16 protein-coding genes and 2 pseudogenes are annotated in these 18,167 nt (G+C 73.2%); 9 read left to right on the plus strand and 9 right to left on the minus strand.

The genetic code is table 11. The features are described 5' to 3' along the window. Positions 1 to 19 precede the first annotated feature (19 nt). The 3 genes and pseudogenes from IF73_RS40655 to IF73_RS0128105 all read right to left on the minus strand — a co-directional run. Positions 20 to 130 (minus strand): annotated as a pseudogene (locus IF73_RS40655) (purine-nucleoside phosphorylase); the annotation flags it as partial. 249 nt (positions 131 to 379) lie between these two features. After that, a pseudogene (locus IF73_RS38075) lies at positions 380 to 1,112 on the minus strand (purine-nucleoside phosphorylase). Between the two features lie 174 nt (positions 1,113 to 1,286). Then, complete coding sequence (locus tag IF73_RS0128105; RefSeq protein ID WP_031012990.1) at positions 1,287 to 1,724, minus strand: gamma-glutamylcyclotransferase; 438 nt, start codon at positions 1,722 to 1,724, stop codon at positions 1,287 to 1,289. 231 nt (positions 1,725 to 1,955) lie between these two features. On the opposite strand from IF73_RS0128105, the gene IF73_RS0128110 reads away from it, so the two are divergent. Continuing rightward, positions 1,956 to 3,395 (plus strand): NAD(P)H-quinone dehydrogenase, encoded by a 1,440-nt coding sequence (locus IF73_RS0128110; protein ID WP_031012992.1) that lies wholly within the window; start codon positions 1,956 to 1,958, stop codon positions 3,393 to 3,395. A 225-nt stretch (positions 3,396 to 3,620) separates the two neighbouring features. Further along, on the plus strand, positions 3,621 to 4,547 hold the full coding sequence (locus tag IF73_RS0128115; RefSeq protein ID WP_031012993.1) for a DeoR/GlpR family DNA-binding transcription regulator: 927 nt from the start codon (positions 3,621 to 3,623) through the stop codon (positions 4,545 to 4,547). Positions 4,548 to 4,673: 126 nt separating this feature from the next. Here IF73_RS0128115 and IF73_RS0128120 read toward each other — a convergent pair whose 3' ends face one another. Then, positions 4,674 to 6,428, minus strand: coding sequence for an acetyl/propionyl/methylcrotonyl-CoA carboxylase subunit alpha (locus IF73_RS0128120; RefSeq protein WP_031012994.1), 1,755 nt, complete (start codon positions 6,426 to 6,428; stop codon positions 4,674 to 4,676). Between the two features lie 372 nt (positions 6,429 to 6,800). On the opposite strand from IF73_RS0128120, the gene IF73_RS0128125 reads away from it, so the two are divergent. Then, positions 6,801 to 7,283 (plus strand): hypothetical protein, encoded by a 483-nt coding sequence (locus tag IF73_RS0128125; protein WP_037880730.1) that lies wholly within the window; start codon positions 6,801 to 6,803, stop codon positions 7,281 to 7,283. 7 nt (positions 7,284 to 7,290) lie between these two features. Here the strand turns inward: IF73_RS0128125 and IF73_RS0128130 are convergent, their stop codons facing one another. The 3 genes from IF73_RS0128130 to IF73_RS0128140 all read right to left on the minus strand — a co-directional run bounded on the left by IF73_RS0128130 (position 7,291) and on the right by IF73_RS0128140 (position 8,853). Further along, a complete protein-coding gene (locus tag IF73_RS0128130) occupies positions 7,291 to 7,914 on the minus strand; it encodes a Maf family protein (RefSeq protein ID WP_031012998.1) in 624 nt (207 codons plus the stop codon). 13 nt (positions 7,915 to 7,927) lie between these two features. After that, positions 7,928 to 8,056 carry a morphogenic membrane protein MmpB gene (mmpB, locus tag IF73_RS42635; protein ID WP_267883597.1) on the minus strand — a complete coding sequence of 43 codons (129 nt, stop codon included), beginning with the start codon at positions 8,054 to 8,056 and terminating at the stop codon, positions 7,928 to 7,930. A 131-nt stretch (positions 8,057 to 8,187) separates the two neighbouring features. Continuing rightward, positions 8,188 to 8,853 carry a TetR/AcrR family transcriptional regulator gene (locus IF73_RS0128140; protein WP_078868296.1) on the minus strand — a complete coding sequence of 222 codons (666 nt, stop codon included), beginning with the start codon at positions 8,851 to 8,853 and terminating at the stop codon, positions 8,188 to 8,190. Positions 8,854 to 8,889: 36 nt separating this feature from the next. On the opposite strand from IF73_RS0128140, the gene IF73_RS0128145 reads away from it, so the two are divergent. Beyond that, positions 8,890 to 10,281, plus strand: a complete 1,392-nt coding sequence (locus tag IF73_RS0128145; protein ID WP_031013002.1) for an MFS transporter — start codon at positions 8,890 to 8,892, stop codon at positions 10,279 to 10,281. A 66-nt stretch (positions 10,282 to 10,347) separates the two neighbouring features. Here IF73_RS0128145 and IF73_RS0128150 read toward each other — a convergent pair whose 3' ends face one another. Continuing rightward, positions 10,348 to 10,560 (minus strand): acyl-CoA carboxylase epsilon subunit, encoded by a 213-nt coding sequence (locus tag IF73_RS0128150; protein WP_031013004.1) that lies wholly within the window; start codon positions 10,558 to 10,560, stop codon positions 10,348 to 10,350. A gap of 20 nt (positions 10,561 to 10,580) precedes the next feature. Then, positions 10,581 to 12,185 (minus strand): acyl-CoA carboxylase subunit beta, encoded by a 1,605-nt coding sequence (locus IF73_RS0128155; protein WP_031013005.1) that lies wholly within the window; start codon positions 12,183 to 12,185, stop codon positions 10,581 to 10,583. Positions 12,186 to 12,319: 134 nt separating this feature from the next. On the opposite strand from IF73_RS0128155, the gene IF73_RS0128160 reads away from it, so the two are divergent. From IF73_RS0128160 to hutH, 5 genes are all read left to right on the plus strand, one after another. Next, positions 12,320 to 13,171 carry a biotin--[acetyl-CoA-carboxylase] ligase gene (locus tag IF73_RS0128160; protein ID WP_031013007.1) on the plus strand — a complete coding sequence of 284 codons (852 nt, stop codon included), beginning with the start codon at positions 12,320 to 12,322 and terminating at the stop codon, positions 13,169 to 13,171. Between the two features lie 115 nt (positions 13,172 to 13,286). Continuing rightward, positions 13,287 to 14,459, plus strand: a complete 1,173-nt coding sequence (locus IF73_RS0128165) for an adenylate/guanylate cyclase domain-containing protein (RefSeq protein ID WP_031013008.1) — start codon at positions 13,287 to 13,289, stop codon at positions 14,457 to 14,459. 51 nt (positions 14,460 to 14,510) lie between these two features. Beyond that, positions 14,511 to 15,299: an enoyl-CoA hydratase/isomerase family protein gene (locus IF73_RS0128170; RefSeq protein WP_031013010.1), complete on the plus strand. Its 789-nt coding sequence runs from the start codon at positions 14,511 to 14,513 to the stop codon at positions 15,297 to 15,299. Positions 15,300 to 15,384: 85 nt separating this feature from the next. Further along, positions 15,385 to 16,518, plus strand: a complete 1,134-nt coding sequence (locus tag IF73_RS0128175) for a GGDEF domain-containing protein (RefSeq protein WP_031013012.1) — start codon at positions 15,385 to 15,387, stop codon at positions 16,516 to 16,518. Between the two features lie 79 nt (positions 16,519 to 16,597). Next, positions 16,598 to 18,139, plus strand: a complete 1,542-nt coding sequence (gene hutH, locus IF73_RS0128180; RefSeq protein WP_031013014.1) for a histidine ammonia-lyase — start codon at positions 16,598 to 16,600, stop codon at positions 18,137 to 18,139. The last annotated feature ends 28 nt before the right edge of the window (positions 18,140 to 18,167 follow it).

Consider the following 18,167-nt stretch of genomic DNA (forward strand, 5'->3'; position numbering starts at 1 on the left):
ACGCCCGCCCCGCGGGAACTCAGATCCGGTCGAGGACCCGCGTCAGCAGTTCACCCATCCGCGCCGCCGAGTCGCGCCCCGCCTGGAGCACCTCCTCGTCGTTCAGCGGCTCCCCCCGGAGCCCCGCCGCGGGGGTGTCCGCTGCGCGGAGCCTTCCCCCACCCCGCCCCTTCCCGAAACCGGCGCTCCGCCCAGGACCCCGTGTCCTCGGACGCCGGCGGGGCCGAAGTTCAGCCCGTCCGGCGTTCGAGGACACGGCCGGAGGCCGTACGGGGGCCCGGGGGTCTGCCCCCGGTCAAGCGGGAAGGGGCGGGGTGGGGGAGAGGCCCCGCGCGGCGGCCCGCCCACGCGTCGCCGCGGACGCCCGCCCCGCGGGAACTCAGATCCGGTCGAGGACCCGCGTCAGCAGTTCACCCATCCGCGCCGCCGAGTCGCGCCCCGCCTGGAGCACCTCCTCGTGCCTCGCGCGCCGCGATGGCCTCCAGGACGGTGGACATGCCGACGAGGTCGCCGCCGAGCACCCGCACCATGTTGATCTCGGCGGGGGTCTCGTAGTGCGGGCCGGGGAACTGGACGTACACGCCCTCCTCCAGCGTCTCGTCGACCTCCTTGCACAGCGCGCGCAGGCGCGGCGAGTACAGGTCGGTGAGGTCGACGAAGTTCGCGCCGACGATCGGCGAGGCGGCCGTCAGGTTGATGTGGTCGCTGATGAGGACCGGCTGGCCGGGGCGCATGCCCTCGCGCAGACCGCCGCAGCCGTTCGTCAGGACGACGGTCTTCACGCCGGCGGCGACGGCCGTGCGGACGCCGTGCGCGACGGAGGCGACGCCACGGCCCTCGTAGTAGTGGGTGCGGCCGAGGAAGACCAGGGCGCGCTTCTCACCGATCTTGTACGAGCGGATCTTGCCGCCGTGGCCCTCGACGGCCGGCGGCGGGAAGCCCGGGAGCTCGGTGACGGGGAACTCGGCCTCGGGGGCGCCCAGGGCGTCGACGGCCGGGGCCCAGCCGGAGCCCATGACCAGGGCGACGTCGTGGTTCTCGACTCCGGTCAGCTCGCGCAGGCGCGCGGCGGCGGCGTCGGCGGCCTCGTACGGGGTGGCAGTAGCGTTCACTGGCTCTTCTCGCCTCGGGGAGGGGGTCCGAGGGAGGTGACCCCGGACGGAATTCGTTCGCGAAGAAGCCTAGCCCGAGAATTCCTACGCGCGTAGATGACGGCGCGGACGGACATGCGATCGTTGTCTTGTCGTTTCCGACGAATGCAGGCGAACGCGCGCCCCGGCGCGACCTCAGCAGGGTCGCTTGCGGATCTCCATCACGTAGTCGTGCGGCGCGCCGGCCGACTCCGCCGCGTCGGCGACCTCGCCGAGGTAGCGCGCGGACGGCAGCCCGCCCTCGTACGCGTTGAGCACGTACACCCAGGCCGGCTCGTCCCCGTCGAGGGTGTGCACCCGGACCCGCATCCGCCGGTAGATGTCGAGCCCGACGCCCTCCCAGCGGTCCATCGAGTCCTCGTCCATCGGGGCGATGTCGTAGAGCGCGACGAAGACCTGCTGGCGCGGGGCCTCCACGAGGGTGGCGAGCGCCCCCTCCCAGCCCATCTGCTCGCCGCCGAAGGTGAGCCGCCAGCCGTTCAGCCAGCCGGTGCCGCGCAGCGGGGAGTGCGGGGCGCGGCGGCTCATCAGCCGCGCGTCGAGGTTGCCGGCGTAGGCGGCGTAGAGCGACATGGGACCGAGGGTACGGGAGTGACCCTGGTATCCGGTGAACTCCGAGGTGGGGGCCGCAGGGGGGATCGGGGCCCGCGCTCCGGCGCTTCCGCGGGCCCCGGCGCGAGGGGGCGCGCCGCGTGCGGGACAATGGGATACGCACTTGAAGCGTGCGGGACAATGGCGTACGCACTGCACCCCAGCGGGGGCCGCACACCCCCGGCAGAACGAGAGCGCGAGGCGTAGATCCCAGTGACCCGGATCGTGATCATCGGCGGCGGACCCGGCGGATACGAGGCTGCCCTGGTGGGCGCCCAGCTCGGCGCGGAGGTGACCGTCGTCGACTGCGACGGCCTCGGCGGCGCGTCCGTCCTGACCGACTGCGTCCCCTCCAAGACCCTGATCGCCACCGCCGAGGTGATGACCACCTTCGACTCCTCCTACGAGGAGCTGGGCATCATCGTCGCGGACGACACCCCGCACCTCGAACAGGCGGCCCGCGTCGTCGGCGTGGACCTCGGCAAGGTCAACCGACGGGTGAAGCGGCTCGCGCTGGCCCAGTCGCACGACATCACCGCCTCCGTCACCCGGGCCGGCGCCCGGGTGCTGCGCGGCCGCGGCCGGCTCTCCGGCCGGCAGGCCGTGGACGGCTCCCGTCAGGTGATCGTCACCGCCGCCGACGGCAGCGAGGAGACGCTGACCGCGGACGCCGTGCTGATCGCGACCGGCGGCCACCCGCGCGAGCTGGCCGACGCCAAGCCGGACGGCGAGCGGATCCTGAACTGGACCCAGGTCTACGACCTCAAGGAGCTCCCGGAGGAGCTCATCGTGGTCGGTTCCGGTGTGACCGGCGCCGAGTTCGCCGGCGCCTACCAGGCCCTCGGCTCCCGGGTCACGCTGGTGTCCAGCCGTGACCGCGTGCTGCCCGGCGAGGACCCGGACGCCGCCGCGGTGCTGGAGGACGTCTTCCGGCGCCGTGGCATGAACGTGATGGCCCGCTCGCGCGCCGAGTCCGCCAAGCGGGTCGGCGACCGGGTCGAGGTCACCCTCGCGGACGGCCGGGTCATCTCCGGCACCCACTGCCTGATGGCGGTCGGCGCGATCCCGAACTCCGCCGGCATGGGCCTGGAGGAGGCCGGGGTCAGGCTCAAGGACTCCGGGCACATCTGGACCGACCGGGTCTCCCGCACCTCGGCCCCCGGCGTGTACGCGGCCGGCGACGTCACCGGCGTCTTCGCCCTCGCCTCGGTCGCCGCCATGCAGGGCCGGATCGCGATGTACCACTTCCTCGGCGACGCGGTGGCCCCGCTCAACCTGAAGACGGTCTCGTCGAACGTCTTCACCGACCCCGAGATCGCCACCGTCGGCTACACGCAGGCCGACGTCGACGCCGGCAAGATCGACGCCAAGGTCGTCAAGCTGCCCCTGCTGCGCAACCCGCGGGCCAAGATGCAGGGCATCCGGGACGGCTTCGTCAAGATCTTCTGCCGCCCCGGCACCGGCATCGTGGTCGGCGGCTGCGTCGTCGCCCCGCGGGCGAGCGAGCTGATCCACCCCATCTCGATCGCGGTCGACAACAATCTGACGGTCGAACAGATCGCAAATGCTTTCACCGTGTACCCCTCCCTGTCGGGCTCGATCGCCGAAGTGGCACGGCAGTTGCACACCCGAAAGACCTCGGGCGAGGGCTGAGACCGGCGGCGATCACCGGTCCCGCCTGCGGGAACGGTTCGCCGACCCGGACAACCCCCGGCACAACGGGGCATAGAACGATCAATGGCGGGGCTCTCCATACCACTCGGGAGCCCCGCCTGTGTGTATCTTCCGCAATCCGGTCCATAGTGCTGAAAAGCAACGACGACGCACGTTACTGTCAGTTTCGTGTTCGCTGCAGAACGTCGCCAGTTGATCCTCGAAATGGTGCGAGCCAATGGGGCCGTGTCGCTCCGCGAGCTCGCCCGCGTCGTCCAGACCTCCGAAGTGACCGTGCGCCGTGACGTACGGGCCCTGGAGGCAGAAGGACTCCTCGACCGCCGGCACGGCGGTGCGGTGTTGCCGGGCGGATTCACGCGAGAATCCGGCTTCCCGCAGAAATCCCATCTCGCGACCGCGGAGAAGACGGCCATCGCCGACGTCGCCGCGAGCCTGGTCGAAGAGGGCGAGGCCATCGTCGTCGGCGCCGGGACCACCACCCAGGAGCTGGCCCGCCGGCTCGCCCGGGTGCCCGGACTGACCGTGGTCACCAACTCGCTGCTGGTCGCCCAGGCCCTGGCGCACGCCAACCGGGTCGAGGTCGTCATGACCGGCGGCACCCTGCGCGGCTCCAACTACGCCCTGGTGGGCAGCGGTGCCGAGCAGTCGCTCCAGGGGCTGCGCGTCTCCCGCGCCTTTCTCTCCGGCAGCGGGCTCACCGCCGAGCGCGGGCTCTCCACCTCCAACATGCTCTCCGCGAGCGTGGACCGGGCCCTCGTCCAGGCCGCCGCCGAGGTCGTGGTCCTCGCCGACCACACCAAGCTCGGCACCGACACCATGTTCCAGACGGTGCCGACCGACGTGATCACCCGCCTGGTCACCGACGAGCCCCCGCCGCACGACGAGCGGGCCGCCTCCGAGCTCCAGGCCCTCGCCGACCAGGGCGTGCAGATCGCCGTGGCCGGCACCGGGCAGAGCGGCGCCCCCGCCGGCGAGCAGCTGCCGCCGGGCGTCCGGGGCCGCCGCGAGATGCCGCTCCCCGTCCAGCGCGGCGGCAGGATCCCGACCGGCCAGTTCCGCGGCCCCGGCCCCGGTCTGGGCGCCGAGCCCCTGGAGCGCACGGCCCGCGTCGCGGACCTGCGCCGCCGCTGAACCCGCGGCACCGCCCGTACCACCCGGGTCGCCCCCGTACGCAGTGAGCCGCCGCCCCTTCCCGTGCCCCGCACACGGCGAAGGGCCCCCAGGCGGCTGCCTGCGGGCCCCTCGTGCGCGGGAACGTCAGCCCTTGATCTCGCAGATGCCGGCGCCGGACGTCACCGACGCGCCGACCTCGGCGCTCAGGCCGGTGACGGTGCCCGCCTTGTGCGCGTTGAGCGGCTGCTCCATCTTCATGGCCTCCAGGACGACGATCAGGTCGCCCTCCTTGACCTCCTGGCCCTCCTCGACCGCGACCTTCACGATCGTGCCCTGCATGGGCGAGGCGAGGGTGTCGCCCGAGGCGGTCGGGCCGGACTTCTTGGCGGCGCGGCGCTTCGGCTTGGCGCCGGCGGCCAGACCCGTACGGGCCAGCGACATGCCGAGCGACGACGGGAGGGAGACCTCCAGACGCTTGCCGCCGACCTCGACCACGATCGTCTCGCGGCCGGCCTCGTCCTCGTCCGCGTCGGCACCGGCCGGGGCGAACGGCTTGATCTCGTTGACGAACTCCGTCTCGATCCACCGGGTGTGGACCCGGAACGGGTCGGCGGTGAACGCCGGGTCGACCACGACGGCCTGGTGGAACGGGATGGCCGTGGCCATGCCCTCGACCTTGAACTCGGCCAGCGCGCGGGCGGCGCGCTGGAGCGCCTGCTCACGGGTGGCGCCGGTGACGATCAGCTTGGCGAGGAGCGAGTCCCAGGCCGGGCCGATGACCGAGCCGGACTCGACGCCCGCGTCCAGGCGGACGCCCGGGCCGGTCGGCGGCTGGAAGAGGGTGACCGTGCCGGGGGCCGGGAGGAAGTTGCGGCCCGGGTCCTCGCCGTTGATGCGGAACTCGAAGGAGTGGCCGCGCACGGCCGGGTCGCCGTAGCCGAGCTCCTCGCCGTCGGCGATCCGGAACATCTCGCGGACCAGGTCGATGCCGGTGACCTCCTCGGTCACCGGGTGCTCCACCTGGAGACGGGTGTTGACCTCCAGGAAGGAGATCGTCCCGTCCAGGCCGACGAGGAACTCGACCGTGCCGGCGCCGACGTAGCCGGCCTCCTTCAGGATCGCCTTCGACGCCGCGTACAGCTGGGCGTTCTGCTCCTCCGTCAGGAACGGCGCGGGCGCCTCCTCGACGAGCTTCTGGTGGCGGCGCTGCAGCGAGCAGTCACGGGTCGAGACGACGACCACGTTGCCGTGCTGGTCGGCGAGGCACTGGGTCTCGACGTGGCGCGGCTTGTCCAGGTAGCGCTCGACGAAGCACTCGCCGCGGCCGAAGGCGGCGACCGCCTCGCGCACCGCGGAGTCGTACAGCTCGGGGACCTCTTCGAGGGTGCGGGCGACCTTGAGGCCGCGGCCACCGCCGCCGAAGGCCGCCTTGATGGCGATCGGCAGGCCGTGCTCCTCGGCGAAGGCGACGACCTCGTCCGCGCCCGAGACCGGGTCCGGGGTGCCCGCGACGAGCGGGGCGCCCGCGCGCTGGGCGATGTGGCGGGCGGCCACCTTGTCGCCGAGGTCGCGGATGGCCTGCGGCGGCGGGCCGATCCAGGTCAGCCCGGCGTCGATCACGGCCTGGGCGAACTCCGCGTTCTCGGAGAGGAATCCGTAGCCGGGGTGGACGGCGTCCGCGCCGGCGTCCTTCGCGGCCTGGAGCACCTTGGCCATGTCCAGGTAGCTGGTGGCCGGGGTGTCACCGCCCAGGGCGAACGCCTCGTCGGCCGCGCGGACGTGCAGAGCGTCCCGGTCCGGGTCGGCGTAGACGGCTACGCTGGCGATCCCGGCATCCCGGCAGGCACGGGCGACACGAACAGCGATTTCGCCACGGTTGGCGATGAGCACCTTGCGCACGATGGCTCCCTCCTTGAAACAAGCTGAGTTTAGGGACTGCCGACACGGCCCCTCGACCCGTCCCCAGGGGTGAGCTTGCCCACACGGAGAGTGAACCGGCGGTCGCTCGGGTCGTGAAATCCCTTGTCGCACCACGGTACGCAGGGTTCCTTGACGGCACAGTAGCTCCGCGGTGTGGCGCAGGTCTCTGTTAGCGGAGCCAGTCGCCATTCGGGTTTCTTTGTGGAGTCCCTACGAATGGCTCAATGATTCTTTGCCGGACCGGCGCGCTTCGGCCATCGTGTGCGAACTCTTGTCCGTGGGTTTACCGGCCAGTAGCCTTCGCGCAGTCGACCGTACTGTCGGTAACAGGCGAATCCAGGGGGTGGCCGAGTGGCCCGCAGACCGATCGCGCTCGTCACGGCCGCCGTGCTCCTCGTGGAGGCGCCCGCCATCGTCGGCGTCAACGCGATCATGGCCCGGTTCGTGGAGGTCCAGTCGATGTCCCTCGACGGCCTGGATCCCGACCACATGGTCACCGGCACCTGGGCCCTCGGCATCGGCTCCGGCCTCGCCCTCGCGCTCTGCGCCCTCGTCGCGCTCCTGGCGGGCCTGCACGACCGCGGTCCCGGCCGCTTCGGCCGCGGGCTGCTGATCGGCTGCGCGGTCGTCCACGGTCTGCTGGGCGCCGTCGCGGCCGCCCTGATCGGCTGGGGCGCCTTCGCCGTCCTGATGACCGTCGTCGGGCTGATCGTGCTCACCCTGGTCATGTACGGGAAGGAGCCCGCCGGGGAGAAGCCCGCCCGGAAGTCCTCCGTCGAGCAGTCCGGGGCCGGGAAGCCCGCGGCCGGTGAGGCCGGGGCCGCGACGGCCTGACGGCGGCTCAGGCGCTCCAGAGCTCGGTGATGCCCACGTCGAGCTTGGCGAGGAGCCGGCGCAGCAGCGGCAGCGACAGGCCGATGACGTTGCCCGGGTCGCCGTCGATGCCCTCGATGAACGGCGCCGACCGGCCGTCCAGGGTGAACGCGCCCGCCACGTGCAGCGGTTCGCCGCTCGCCACGTACGCCGCGATCTCCTCGTCCGTCGGCTCGCCGAACCGCACCACCGTGGAGGCCGTGGCCGACTCGTACCGCTTGGCCGTCGTGTCGTAGACGCAGTGGCCGGTCTGGAGGATGCCGACCCGGCCCCGCATCTCCTTCCAGCGGGCGGTGGCCTCGTCCGCGTCGGCGGGCTTGCCCAGGGCGCGGCCGTCCAGCTCCAGGACCGAGTCGCAGCCGATCACCAGGGCGCCGCTCGCCTCCGGGCGGGCGGCGACGTGTGCGGCCTTGGCCTCGGCGAGCGTCAGCGCGAGCTCGGCCGGGGTGGGGGCGTGGACCTTGTCCTCGTCCACGCCGCTGACGATCACCTCGGGTGCGAGGCCGGCCTGGCGGAGCAGGCCGAGCCGGGCGGGGGAGGCGGAGGCGAGGACGAGCCGGCGGGGCGTGCCGCCCGGGTGATCAGCAGTCATGAGGGCAGCGTACTCAGCGCGCGCCCATGACGAGCATCAGGACGACGATGGCCAGCGCCAGGAGAACGCCCGATCTGCGGAGCATCTCCTGGGTCTCGCGCAGGAACTTCGGAGGCTTGTTCTCCGGGTCGGACCACAGCATGCCCCCGATCCTGCCGCCGGGACGGCCGGGGCGCCTGAGTACGGGTACTCAAGCGCCCCCGGAAGTCGCCCTCAGGGGAGTCCGCGGGGGAGCCCGCGGGGGAGTCTTCAGGGAATTCCCCGGGGAACTCCTCAGGGGATGTACGCGCCCGCCGCGGCGGCGGCCAGGGCGGCCGTGACGGCCCGTTCGGCGTCGGCGGCGGTCAGCTCCTCCCGGGTGACGGCGAAGCGGTAGTAGAGCGGCGCGGAGACGGCCCGGAGCAGTTCCAGCGGGTCGGTGCCGGCGGGGAGTTCGCCGCGGGCGGCGGCCCGCTCGGCGACCGGGGCCCATTCGGCCAGGCGGGTGCGGTAGAAGCCGTGCAGGGCCCGGGCGCAGCCCTCGTCGCAGGCGGCGGCGGCGATGACGGCGCGGAAGACGGCGCCCATCCGCGGGTCGGTGAGGGTCTCCCGGACGAGGACGGCGTTGGCGCGCAGGTCGCCGGCGAGGGTGCCGGTGTCGGCGGCGGGCAGGGACTGCTCGGCCATGTCGGTCAGGAGGTCGGCGACGAGGCCGGCGGGGGTGCCCCAGCGGCGGTAGACGGTGGTCTTGCCGACGCCGGCGGCGGCGGCGATCTGATCCATGTTCAGGGCGGGGAACCCGCCGGTGGCGAGGGTCTCCTGGGTGGCGTCGAGGACGGCCCGGCGCACTTTGGCGGTACGGCCTCCGGGGCGCTGGGTGCCGGGCACGGCCGACGGGCTCTCGCTCAAATGGGTCTCCTGTTCCGTTAAGGCGGGTCGGTCTGCTACGGTCTCGTTCATCTTAACGGAACCAAGCTCCCATTAAGGGGTCCCGTCATGGTCGCGCTCGACGCTCCTCCCGCCGCCGCCCCGGCCGCCCGCATGGACGGGCGGACGCGGCTCGTCCTCGTCGTCCTCCTCGTCGCCCAGTTCATGCTGGCCGTCGACTTCTCGATCCTGAACGTCGCCCTCCCCGTCATCGGCGAAGGACTCGGCTTCTCCCTCGGCGGACTCCAGTGGATCGCCACCGGCTTCGCCCTCGCCGCCGCCGGCTTCACCCTCCTCTTCGGCCGCCTCGCCGACCTCCTCGGCCGCCGCCGCGTCTTCCTCGGCGGCATGGCCGTCCTCGGCGCCGCCTCCCTCGCCGGCGGCCTGGCCACCACCCCCGAACTCCTCATGGCCGCCCGCGTCGCCCAGGGCCTCGCCACCGCCGCCGTCACCCCCGCCGGCCTCTCCCTGCTCACCTCCGCCTTCCCCGAGGGCCCGCTCCGCGACCGGGCCCTCGGCCTCAACGGCGCCCTCATGTCCGCCGGCTTCACCACCGGAGCCGTCCTCGGCGGCGTCCTCACCGACCTGCTCTCCTGGCGCTGGGCCTTCCTCGTCAACGTGCCGGTCGCGCTCGCCGTCCTGCTCGTCGCCCCCGCCGTCCTGAAGGAGAGCCGCCCCGCCGTCCGCCCCCGGCTCGACGTCCCCGGCGCGGTCACCGTCACCGGCGGCCTGCTCGCCCTCGTCCTCGGCCTCACCGCCGCCGGCGAGCACGGCTGGGCCGCCCCCGCCACCCTCCTCCCCCTCGCCGCGGCCGCCGCCCTGCTCACCGCCTTCCCCTTCGTCGAGAGGCGCTCCCCGGAGCCGCTCGTCCCGCTCCGGATCCTCCGCCGCCGCACCGTCGTCTGGGGCAACCTCGCCGGGCTCGCCGCCTTCGCCACCGAGACCTCGCTGGTCTTCCTGATGACCCTGCACCTCCAGGACGTGCTCGGCTTCTCCCCGCTCGCCGCCGGCCTCTCCTTCGGCGTCCTCGGCGCCGGCACCGTCCTCGGCGGCCTGCTCGCCCCCCGCTTCCTGGGCCGGTACTCGCCCCGCGCCGCCCTCGTCGCCGGCGGCGCCCTCCAGGCCGCCGCCACCCTCGCCCTCCTCGGCATCGGCGACGAGCGGAGCACGTACGGACTGCTCCTCGCGGCCACCTTCGCCGGCGGCGTCGGCAACATGCTCGCCATCGTCGGCTTCATGGTCACCGCCACCTCCGGCCTCCCCGACAGCGAGCAGGGCATGGCCACCGGCATCGCCACCATGACCCAGCAGATCGGCATCACCCTCGGCACCCCGGTCATGAGCGCCGTCGTCGTCACCGCCGCCACCCTGCCCGGAGGCATCGCCCGGGCGGTCGCCGTCAACGCCGCCCTCGTCCTCCTCGCCGCCCTCGCCTCCGCCGTCTTCCTCAGGAAGCGTTGAGCGGGTACGACGAAGGCCGGACCCCCCGCACACGGGGTCCGGCCTTCGCTCGTGTCACGCCGCCGTTCAGACCGGCCAGTAGGACCGCGCCCAGGCCCGCGGGCCCGGCCGCTGCCGCACCGTACGTGCGATCCGCGCTGGATCCGACCAGCCCTCCGGTACCGCCGGGCCGCCGTCCCGCGCGGACGCCGCCGCCGTGGCCGCGGCCCGGGCCTGGACCACCGCCAGTGCGGCGGCCAGCTCCTCGGGCGTCGGGTTGCCTCGTACGACCTTGATCATCGTGCTGTCCCTCCCGAGGGCTAGAGCGGGATGTTGCCGTGCTTCTTCGGGGGCAGGGATTCCCGCTTCGTGCGGAGCTGACGCAGCCCCTTCACGATCTGCGGGCGGGTCTCCGACGGCAGGACCACCCCGTCGACGTAACCGCGCTCGGCCGCGATGTACGGGTTGAGCAGCGTGTCCTCGTACTCCTGGATCAGCCGCGCCCGCACCGCCTCGACGTCCTCGCCGTTCGCCTCCGCCTCCGCGATCGTCCGCCGGTGCAGGATGTTCACCGCGCCCTGCGCGCCCATGACGGCGATCTGCGCCGTCGGCCACGCCAGGTTCAGGTCGGCGCCCAGGTGCTTGGAGCCCATGACGTCGTAGGCACCGCCGAACGCCTTGCGGGTGATGACCGTGATCAGCGGGACGGTCGCCTCGGCGTACGCGTAGATCAGCTTCGCGCCGCGCCGGATGATGCCGCCGTACTCCTGGTCCACGCCCGGCAGGAAGCCCGGCACGTCCACGAAGGTCAGCACCGGGATGTTGAAGGCGTCGCAGGTGCGCACGAACCGCGCGGCCTTCTCCGAGGCGTTGATGTCCAGACAGCCCGCGAACTGCATCGGCTGGTTGGCGACGATGCCGACCGGGAAGCCCTCCACCCGGCCGAAGCCGGTCAGGATGTTCGGCGCGAACAGCGCCTGCGTCTCCAGGAACTCGCCGTCGTCGACGACGTGCTCGATGACCTTGTGCATGTCGTACGGCTGGTTCGCCGAGTCCGGGATCAGCGTGTCGAGCTCCAGGTCCTCGGCCGACACCTCCGTCTCCGCCGTCTCCGGGAAGGCCGGCGCCTCCGAGAGGTTGTTCGACGGCAGGTACGAGAGCAGCTGCTTCACGTACTCGATGGCGTCCTTCTCGTCACCCGCCATGTGGTGCGCCACGCCCGACGTCGTGTTGTGCGTCCGGGCGCCGCCCAGCTCCTCGAAGCCCACGTCCTCGCCGGTCACCGTCTTGATGACGTCCGGCCCCGTGATGAACATGTGCGAGGTCTGGTCCACCATCACCGTGAAGTCGGTGATCGCGGGGGAGTACACCGCACCGCCCGCGCACGGGCCGACGACCAGCGAGATCTGCGGGATCACGCCCGACGCGTGGGTGTTGCGGCGGAAGATCTCGCCGTACATGCCGAGCGCGCTCACGCCCTCCTGGATGCGGGCGCCGCCCGAGTCGTTGATGCCGACGACCGGGCAGCCGGTCTTCAGCGCGAAGTCCATCACCTTGATGATCTTCTGCCCGTACGTCTCGCCCAGCGCCCCGCCGAAGACCGTGAAGTCCTGCGAGAACACGGCGACCGGACGGCCGTCGACCGTGCCGTAACCCGTCACCACACCGTCGCCGTACGGCCGGTTCCTCTCCAGGCCGAAGTTGGTCGACCGGTGCCGGGCCAGCTCGTCCAGCTCCACGAAGGAGCCCTCGTCGAGCAGCAGGGCGATCCGCTCACGCGCGGTCAGCTTGCCCTTCGCGTGCTGCTTCTCCACCGCGCGCTCCGAGCCGGCGTGCGTGGCCTCGCCGATGCGGCGCCTCAGATCCGCGATCTTGCCCGCGGTCGTGTGAATGTCGATCTCGTACTGCTCTGCCGGCTCGGACATCGGGATGCGGCTCCCTGCCTGGTCACGGGGGGTTCGTTGACTGCGAATGGGCTACTGACGGCCTACTGGTCCGTAGCGTATCGGCGCGGCTACGGCAGCGCAGTGCGGTCTATCCCACACCTAGTCTGGCTTGCATGACGTCCTCCCACGCATCAGGCGGACCCTGGTCCGACCTCGACCGGCCCCCGCTCAACGCCCGCGCCCTGCGCCAGGCACTGCTCGTCCCGGACGGCCTCTGGACCTCCCTCGACGTGGTCCCCACCACCGGCTCCACCAACTCGGACCTCGCCGCCCGCGCCGACGCGCTGCCCGAGGGCGCCGTCCTCGTCGCCGAGGAGCAGACCTCCGGCCGCGGCCGCCTCGACCGCACCTGGAGCGCCCCCGCCCGCTCCGGCCTCTTCCTCTCCGTCCTGCTCAAGCCGGACGTGCCCGCGCACCGGCTCGGCTGGCTGCCGCTGCTCACCGGCGTCGCCGCCGCCACCGGTCTGGTGAAGGCCGCCGGAGCCGACGTCTCCCTCAAGTGGCCCAACGACCTCCTCGTCACCGTCGACGGCGAGGAGCGCAAGACCGGCGGCATCCTCGCCGAGCGGGCCGGCGCGGACGGCGTCGTCGTCGGCCTCGGCCTCAACGTCTCGCTGCGGGCCGACGAACTGCCCGTCCCCACGGCCGGCTCCCTCCTTCTCGCCGACGCCGTCTCCACCGACCGCGACACCCTGCTCCGGGCCGTCCTGCGCTCCCTCGCCGACTGGTACGGCGCCTGGACACGGGCCGACGGCGACCCCGAGGCGTCCGGGATCCAGGCGGCGTACAAGGCGCACTGCTCCACCCTCGGCCGCCGGATCCGCGCCGACCTGCCGGGCGAGCGGATGCTGGAGGGCGAGGCGGTCGCCGTCGACGGCGACGGGCGTCTGGTGGTCGCCACGGAGGGCGGCGGGACCGAGGCGGTCGGCGCCGGCGACATCGTCCACCTGCGTGCGGAGGGCTGATCCCCCGCCCGTTCCGGCGTGAGCCAGCCCACACCTGTCGTATCGTGGAGCGCGATCCAGGCGAACAGATCGGCAGGACAGTGGGCAGCGGCAGGGAACGGGCAGGAGGCGGCCGGTGACCGTCGACGACGCGAACACGGGAGACGGCCGGTCCGAGCCCCCCGAGCCGTCCGGGACGGCCGCCGAGTCCTCGGCGTACCCGACCCCGCACCACGCCGTCGACCACACGGCCGAGCCGCCCGACGACCCCCTCGCCATCCGCCTCGAACAGCTCATCCTCGGCGCCGACCGCCGCTACACGCCCTTCCAGGCCGCCCGCACCGCCGGCGTCTCCATGGAGCTGGCCTCCCGCTTCTGGCGCGCCATGGGCTTCGCCGACATCGGCCAGGCCAAGGCGCTCACCGAGGCCGACGTGCTCGCGCTGCGGCGGCTCGCCGGTCTCGTCGAGGCGGGACTGCTCAGCGAGCCGATGGCGGTGCAGGTGGCCCGCTCCACCGGGCAGACCACCGCCCGGCTGGCCGAATGGCAGATCGACTCCTTCCTGGAAGGGCTCACCGAGCCGCCCGAGCCCGGCATGACCCGCGCCGAGGTGACGTACCCGCTGGTCGAGCTGCTCCTGCCGGAGCTGGAGGAGTTCCTGATCTACGTGTGGCGGCGGCAGCTCGCCGCCGCCACCGGCCGGGTCGCGCAGGCCGCCGACGACGAGGAGATGGTCGACCGGCGGCTCGCCGTCGGCTTCGCCGACCTCGTCGGCTTCACCCGCCTCACCCGCCGCCTGGAGGAGGAGGAGCTCGGCGAGCTGGTCGAGGCGTTCGAGACCACCTGCGCCGACCTCGTCGCCGCGCACGGCGGCCGGCTCATCAAGACCCTCGGCGACGAGGTGCTGTACGCGGCGGACGACGCCGGCATCGCCGCCGAGATCGCGCTCCGGCTGATCGAGACCCTCAGCCAGGACGAGACCATGCCCGCGCTGCGGGTCGGCATCGCCTTCGGCACCGTGACGACCCGGATGGGCGATGTCTTCGGCACCACCGTGAACCTGGCCAGCCGGCTCACCTCGATAGCGCCGAAGGACGCCGTCCTGGTCGACAGCGCCTTCGCCGAGGAGCTGACCCGCACCGGCGAGGTGCCCGTCTCCGAGGCCGAGGCGGCGGAGCAGGCCGCCCGCGCCGAGAAGGAGGGCCGGGCCTCGGAGACGTACCGCTTCGCGCTCCAGCCGATGTGGCAGCGGTCCGTGCGCGGCCTCGGCGTCGTGGAGCCCTGGCTCCTGAACCGCCGCCCGACCTAAGATCCCTCCCGGTGTACGTGTGAACCGTCGTTAACCGGGAGGGCGCAGGAGATGTCCGAGCAGCGTTTTGGTGAGTTCGTGCTGGTCCGCAAGGAGGGGCACGTCGCCGAGTTCGTCCTCGACCGGCCCAAGGCGATGAACGCGGTCTCCTCCGAGATGGCCCGCTCCATCGGCGAGGCGTGCGCGGCGCTCGCCGCCGACCGGGACGTCCGGGTCACCGTGCTGACCTCCTCGAACGACCGGGCCTTCTGCGTCGGCGCCGACCTGAAGGAGCGCAACTCCTTCACCGACGCCGAGCTGGTCCGCCAGCGGCCCACCGCCCGCGGCGCCTACACCGGCGTCCTGGAGCTGCCCATGCCGACCGTCGCGGCCGTGCACGGCTTCGCCCTCGGCGGCGGCTACGAGCTGGCGCTCTCCTGCGACCTCATCGTCGCCGACGCCACCACCGTCGTCGGCCTCCCCGAGGTCTCCGTCGGCGTCATCCCGGGCGGCGGCGGTACGCAGCTGCTGCCCCGCCGGGTGGGCGCCGCGCGCGCCGCCGAGCTGGTCTTCACGGCGCGCCGGGTGGCGGCCGCCGAGGCCGCGGAGCTGGGCCTGGTGGACGTCGTGGCGGAGGACGCCCGGACGGCCGCCCTGGAGCTGGCGGGCCGGATCGCCGCGAACTCGCCGGTCGGACTGCGCGCCGCGAAGAAGGCGATGCGGCTGGGGCAGGGCCTGGACCTGCGGGCCGGACTGGAGGTCGAGGACGCGGCCTGGCGCTCGGTGGCCTTCTCCGGCGACCGGGCGGAGGGCGTGGCGGCGTTCAACGAGAAGCGGAAGCCGGAGTGGCCCGGCGAGTAACGCGATTGATCCAATTTCGTACCACTTGTCACTTTCTGTGACGTCTCAGTGGGGAAAACGGATCAAACCTCCCTAAGCTGGAGGAATGGGTGAGGATGTGCGGCTGCGGGCCGTGGTGGCGCTGGCGCAGGGGATGGCGGCGGCGCACACCCCGCGCGAGTTCTGGCGGGCCGCGGCGCTCGGAGCGTCCGCCGGTCTGGACGGGAGCTTCGGCGCCCTCTCGATCTGGGAGCGGGACGCCGGGCGGCTGCGGGTGCTGGTGAACGCCGGGGACCGGGCCGTCGGCGAGGAGGAGTTCCCGGACGCGGAGACGTATCCGGTCCACCAGTTCCCCGAGATCACCGAGTTCCTGCACGAGCGGTGGGCGGTCGGCGCGGGCCCGCACGCCTGGGTCGAGACCGCCGACGCGTCCGTGCTGACCGGCCGGGTGGCCGGCCTCCGCCGCCGGGGGAGGTGCTGCTGCGTGGTCGCCCCGATCGTGCTGCACGGGCGGGCCTGGGGTGAGCTGTACGTGGCCCGGCCGGCGGGGGCGAAACCTTTCGCCGCGGCGGACGCCGACTTCGCGAACGTCCTCGCGGCGGTCGTCGCGGCGGGCATCGCCCAGGCCGAGCGCCTGGAGGAGGTCCGCAGACTCGCCTTCACCGACCCCCTCACCGGCCTCGCCAACCGGCGCGCGGTCGACGCCCGCCTCGACGAGGCCATCGAGCGCTACCGGTCCGACGGCTCGGTCGTCAGCCTCGTCGTCTGCGACCTCAACGGCCTCAAGCGCGTCAACGACACCCACGGCCACGCCGTCGGCGACCGCCTCCTGGAACGCTTCGGCTCCGTCCTCTCCCGCTGCGGGGCCCGCCTCCCCGGTGCCCTCGCCGCCCGCCTCGGCGGCGACGAGTTCTGCCTCCTTGCGGTCGGCCCGACCGCCGACGAGGTGGTCGCGGTGGCGGAGGAGCTGTGCGTCCGCGCCGCCGAGCTGGAACTCGGCGAGGGCGTCGCCATCGGCGTCGCCTCGACCGGCGACCCCATCGGCCCGCTCAAGTCCGCCCGCCGCCTCTTCCGCCTGGCCGACGCCGCCCAGTACCAGGCCAAGGCGGCCCGCTCCGCGAAACCGGTGGTGGCCGGCCGCGACGGCACCGTCATCCGCCTCGCCGACGCCCCGCCCGGCGGCCGCGACCGCCGCCGCTTCCGCGACGCCCCGACGGTGGAACTGCCTCCGGAGCCGTAAGGGGCCGCCCCGGTGAGGGACGGTGACGGATTGCCTAGTGACAGGTCGGTCTTCAATCCGTAGGGTGCTGAATATGGATATGCAGACAGTCGTTCTCGGCACGTCCGGCACGACCCCGCAGGACGTCATCGCCGTCGCCCGTCACGGCGCCCGTGTCGAGCTGTCGGAGGAGGCCGTCCAGGCGCTCGCCGCCGCCCGCGCCGTCGTCGACGCGCTCGCCGCCAAGCCCGAGCCCGTCTACGGCGTCTCCACCGGGTTCGGCGCCCTCGCCACCCGGCACATCGACCACGAGCTGCGCACCCAGCTCCAGCGGAACATCGTCCGCTCGCACGCCGCCGGCATGGGCCCGCGCGTCGAGCGCGAGGTCGTCCGCGCCCTGATGTTCCTGCGGCTCAAGACCGTCGCCTCCGGCCACACCGGCGTCCGCCCCGAGGTCGCGCAGACCATGGCCGACGTCCTCAACGCCGGCATCACCCCGGTCGTCCACGAGTACGGCTCCCTCGGCTGCTCCGGCGACCTCGCCCCGCTCTCCCACTGCGCCCTCGCGCTCATGGGCGAGGGGGACGCGGAGGGCCCCGACGGCGTGGTCAAGCCCGCCGGCGAGCTGCTCGCCGCCGCCGGCATCGAGCCCGTCGTCCTCAGGGAGAAGGAGGGCCTGGCCCTCCTCAACGGCACCGACGGCATGCTCGGCATGCTGATCATGGCCCTCGCCGACCTCGACACCCTCTACAAGTCGGCCGACGTGACCGCCGCGCTCTCCCTCGAAGCCCTCCTCGGCACCGAGAAGGTCCTCGAACCCGAGCTGCACGCCATCCGCCCCCACCCCGGCCAGGCCGCCTCCGCCGCCAACATGCTGGCCGTCCTCAAGGGCTCCGGCCTCACCGGCCACTTCCAGGCCGGCGAGGCCCCCCGCGTCCAGGACGCCTACTCGATCCGCTGCGCCCCGCAGGTCGCCGGCGCCGGCCGGGACACCATGGCCCACGCCCTGCTCGTCGCCGAGCGCGAACTCGCCGCCGCCGTCGACAACCCGGTCGTGCTGGGTAACGGCGAGGTCCGCTCCAACGGCAACTTCCACGGCGCCCCGGTCGCGTACGTCCTCGACTTCCTCGCCATCGCCGCCGCCGACCTCGGCTCCATCGCCGAGCGCCGCACCGACCGGCTCCTGGACAAGAACCGCAGCCACGGCCTGCCGCCCTTCCTCGCCGACGACGCCGGCGTCGACTCGGGCCTCATGATCGCCCAGTACACCCAGGCCGCCCTGGTCAGCGAGATGAAGCGGCTCGCCGTCCCGGCCTCCGCGGACTCCATCCCGTCCTCGGCGATGCAGGAGGACCACGTCTCCATGGGCTGGTCCGCCGCCCGCAAGCTGCGCACCGCCGTCGGCAACCTCGCCCGGATCATCGCCGTCGAGCTGTACGCCGCCACCCGCGGCATCGAGCTGCGCGAGGGCCTGACCCCGGCGCCCGCCTCGCAGGCCGTCATCGACGCCCTGCGCGCGGCCGGCGTCGAGGGTCCGGGCCCGGACCGCTTCCTCGCGCCCGACCTGGCCGCCGCCGACGCCTTCGTACGGGAAGGGCGCCTGGTCGCCGCCGTCGAGCCGGTCACCGGCCCGCTGGCCTGAGGCACGACGTACGGCTGAGGGCCGCCCC

The organism is Streptomyces sp. NRRL F-5727, from assembly GCF_000719555.1.
In the GTDB taxonomy this organism is placed as follows: domain Bacteria; phylum Actinomycetota; class Actinomycetes; order Streptomycetales; family Streptomycetaceae; genus Streptomyces.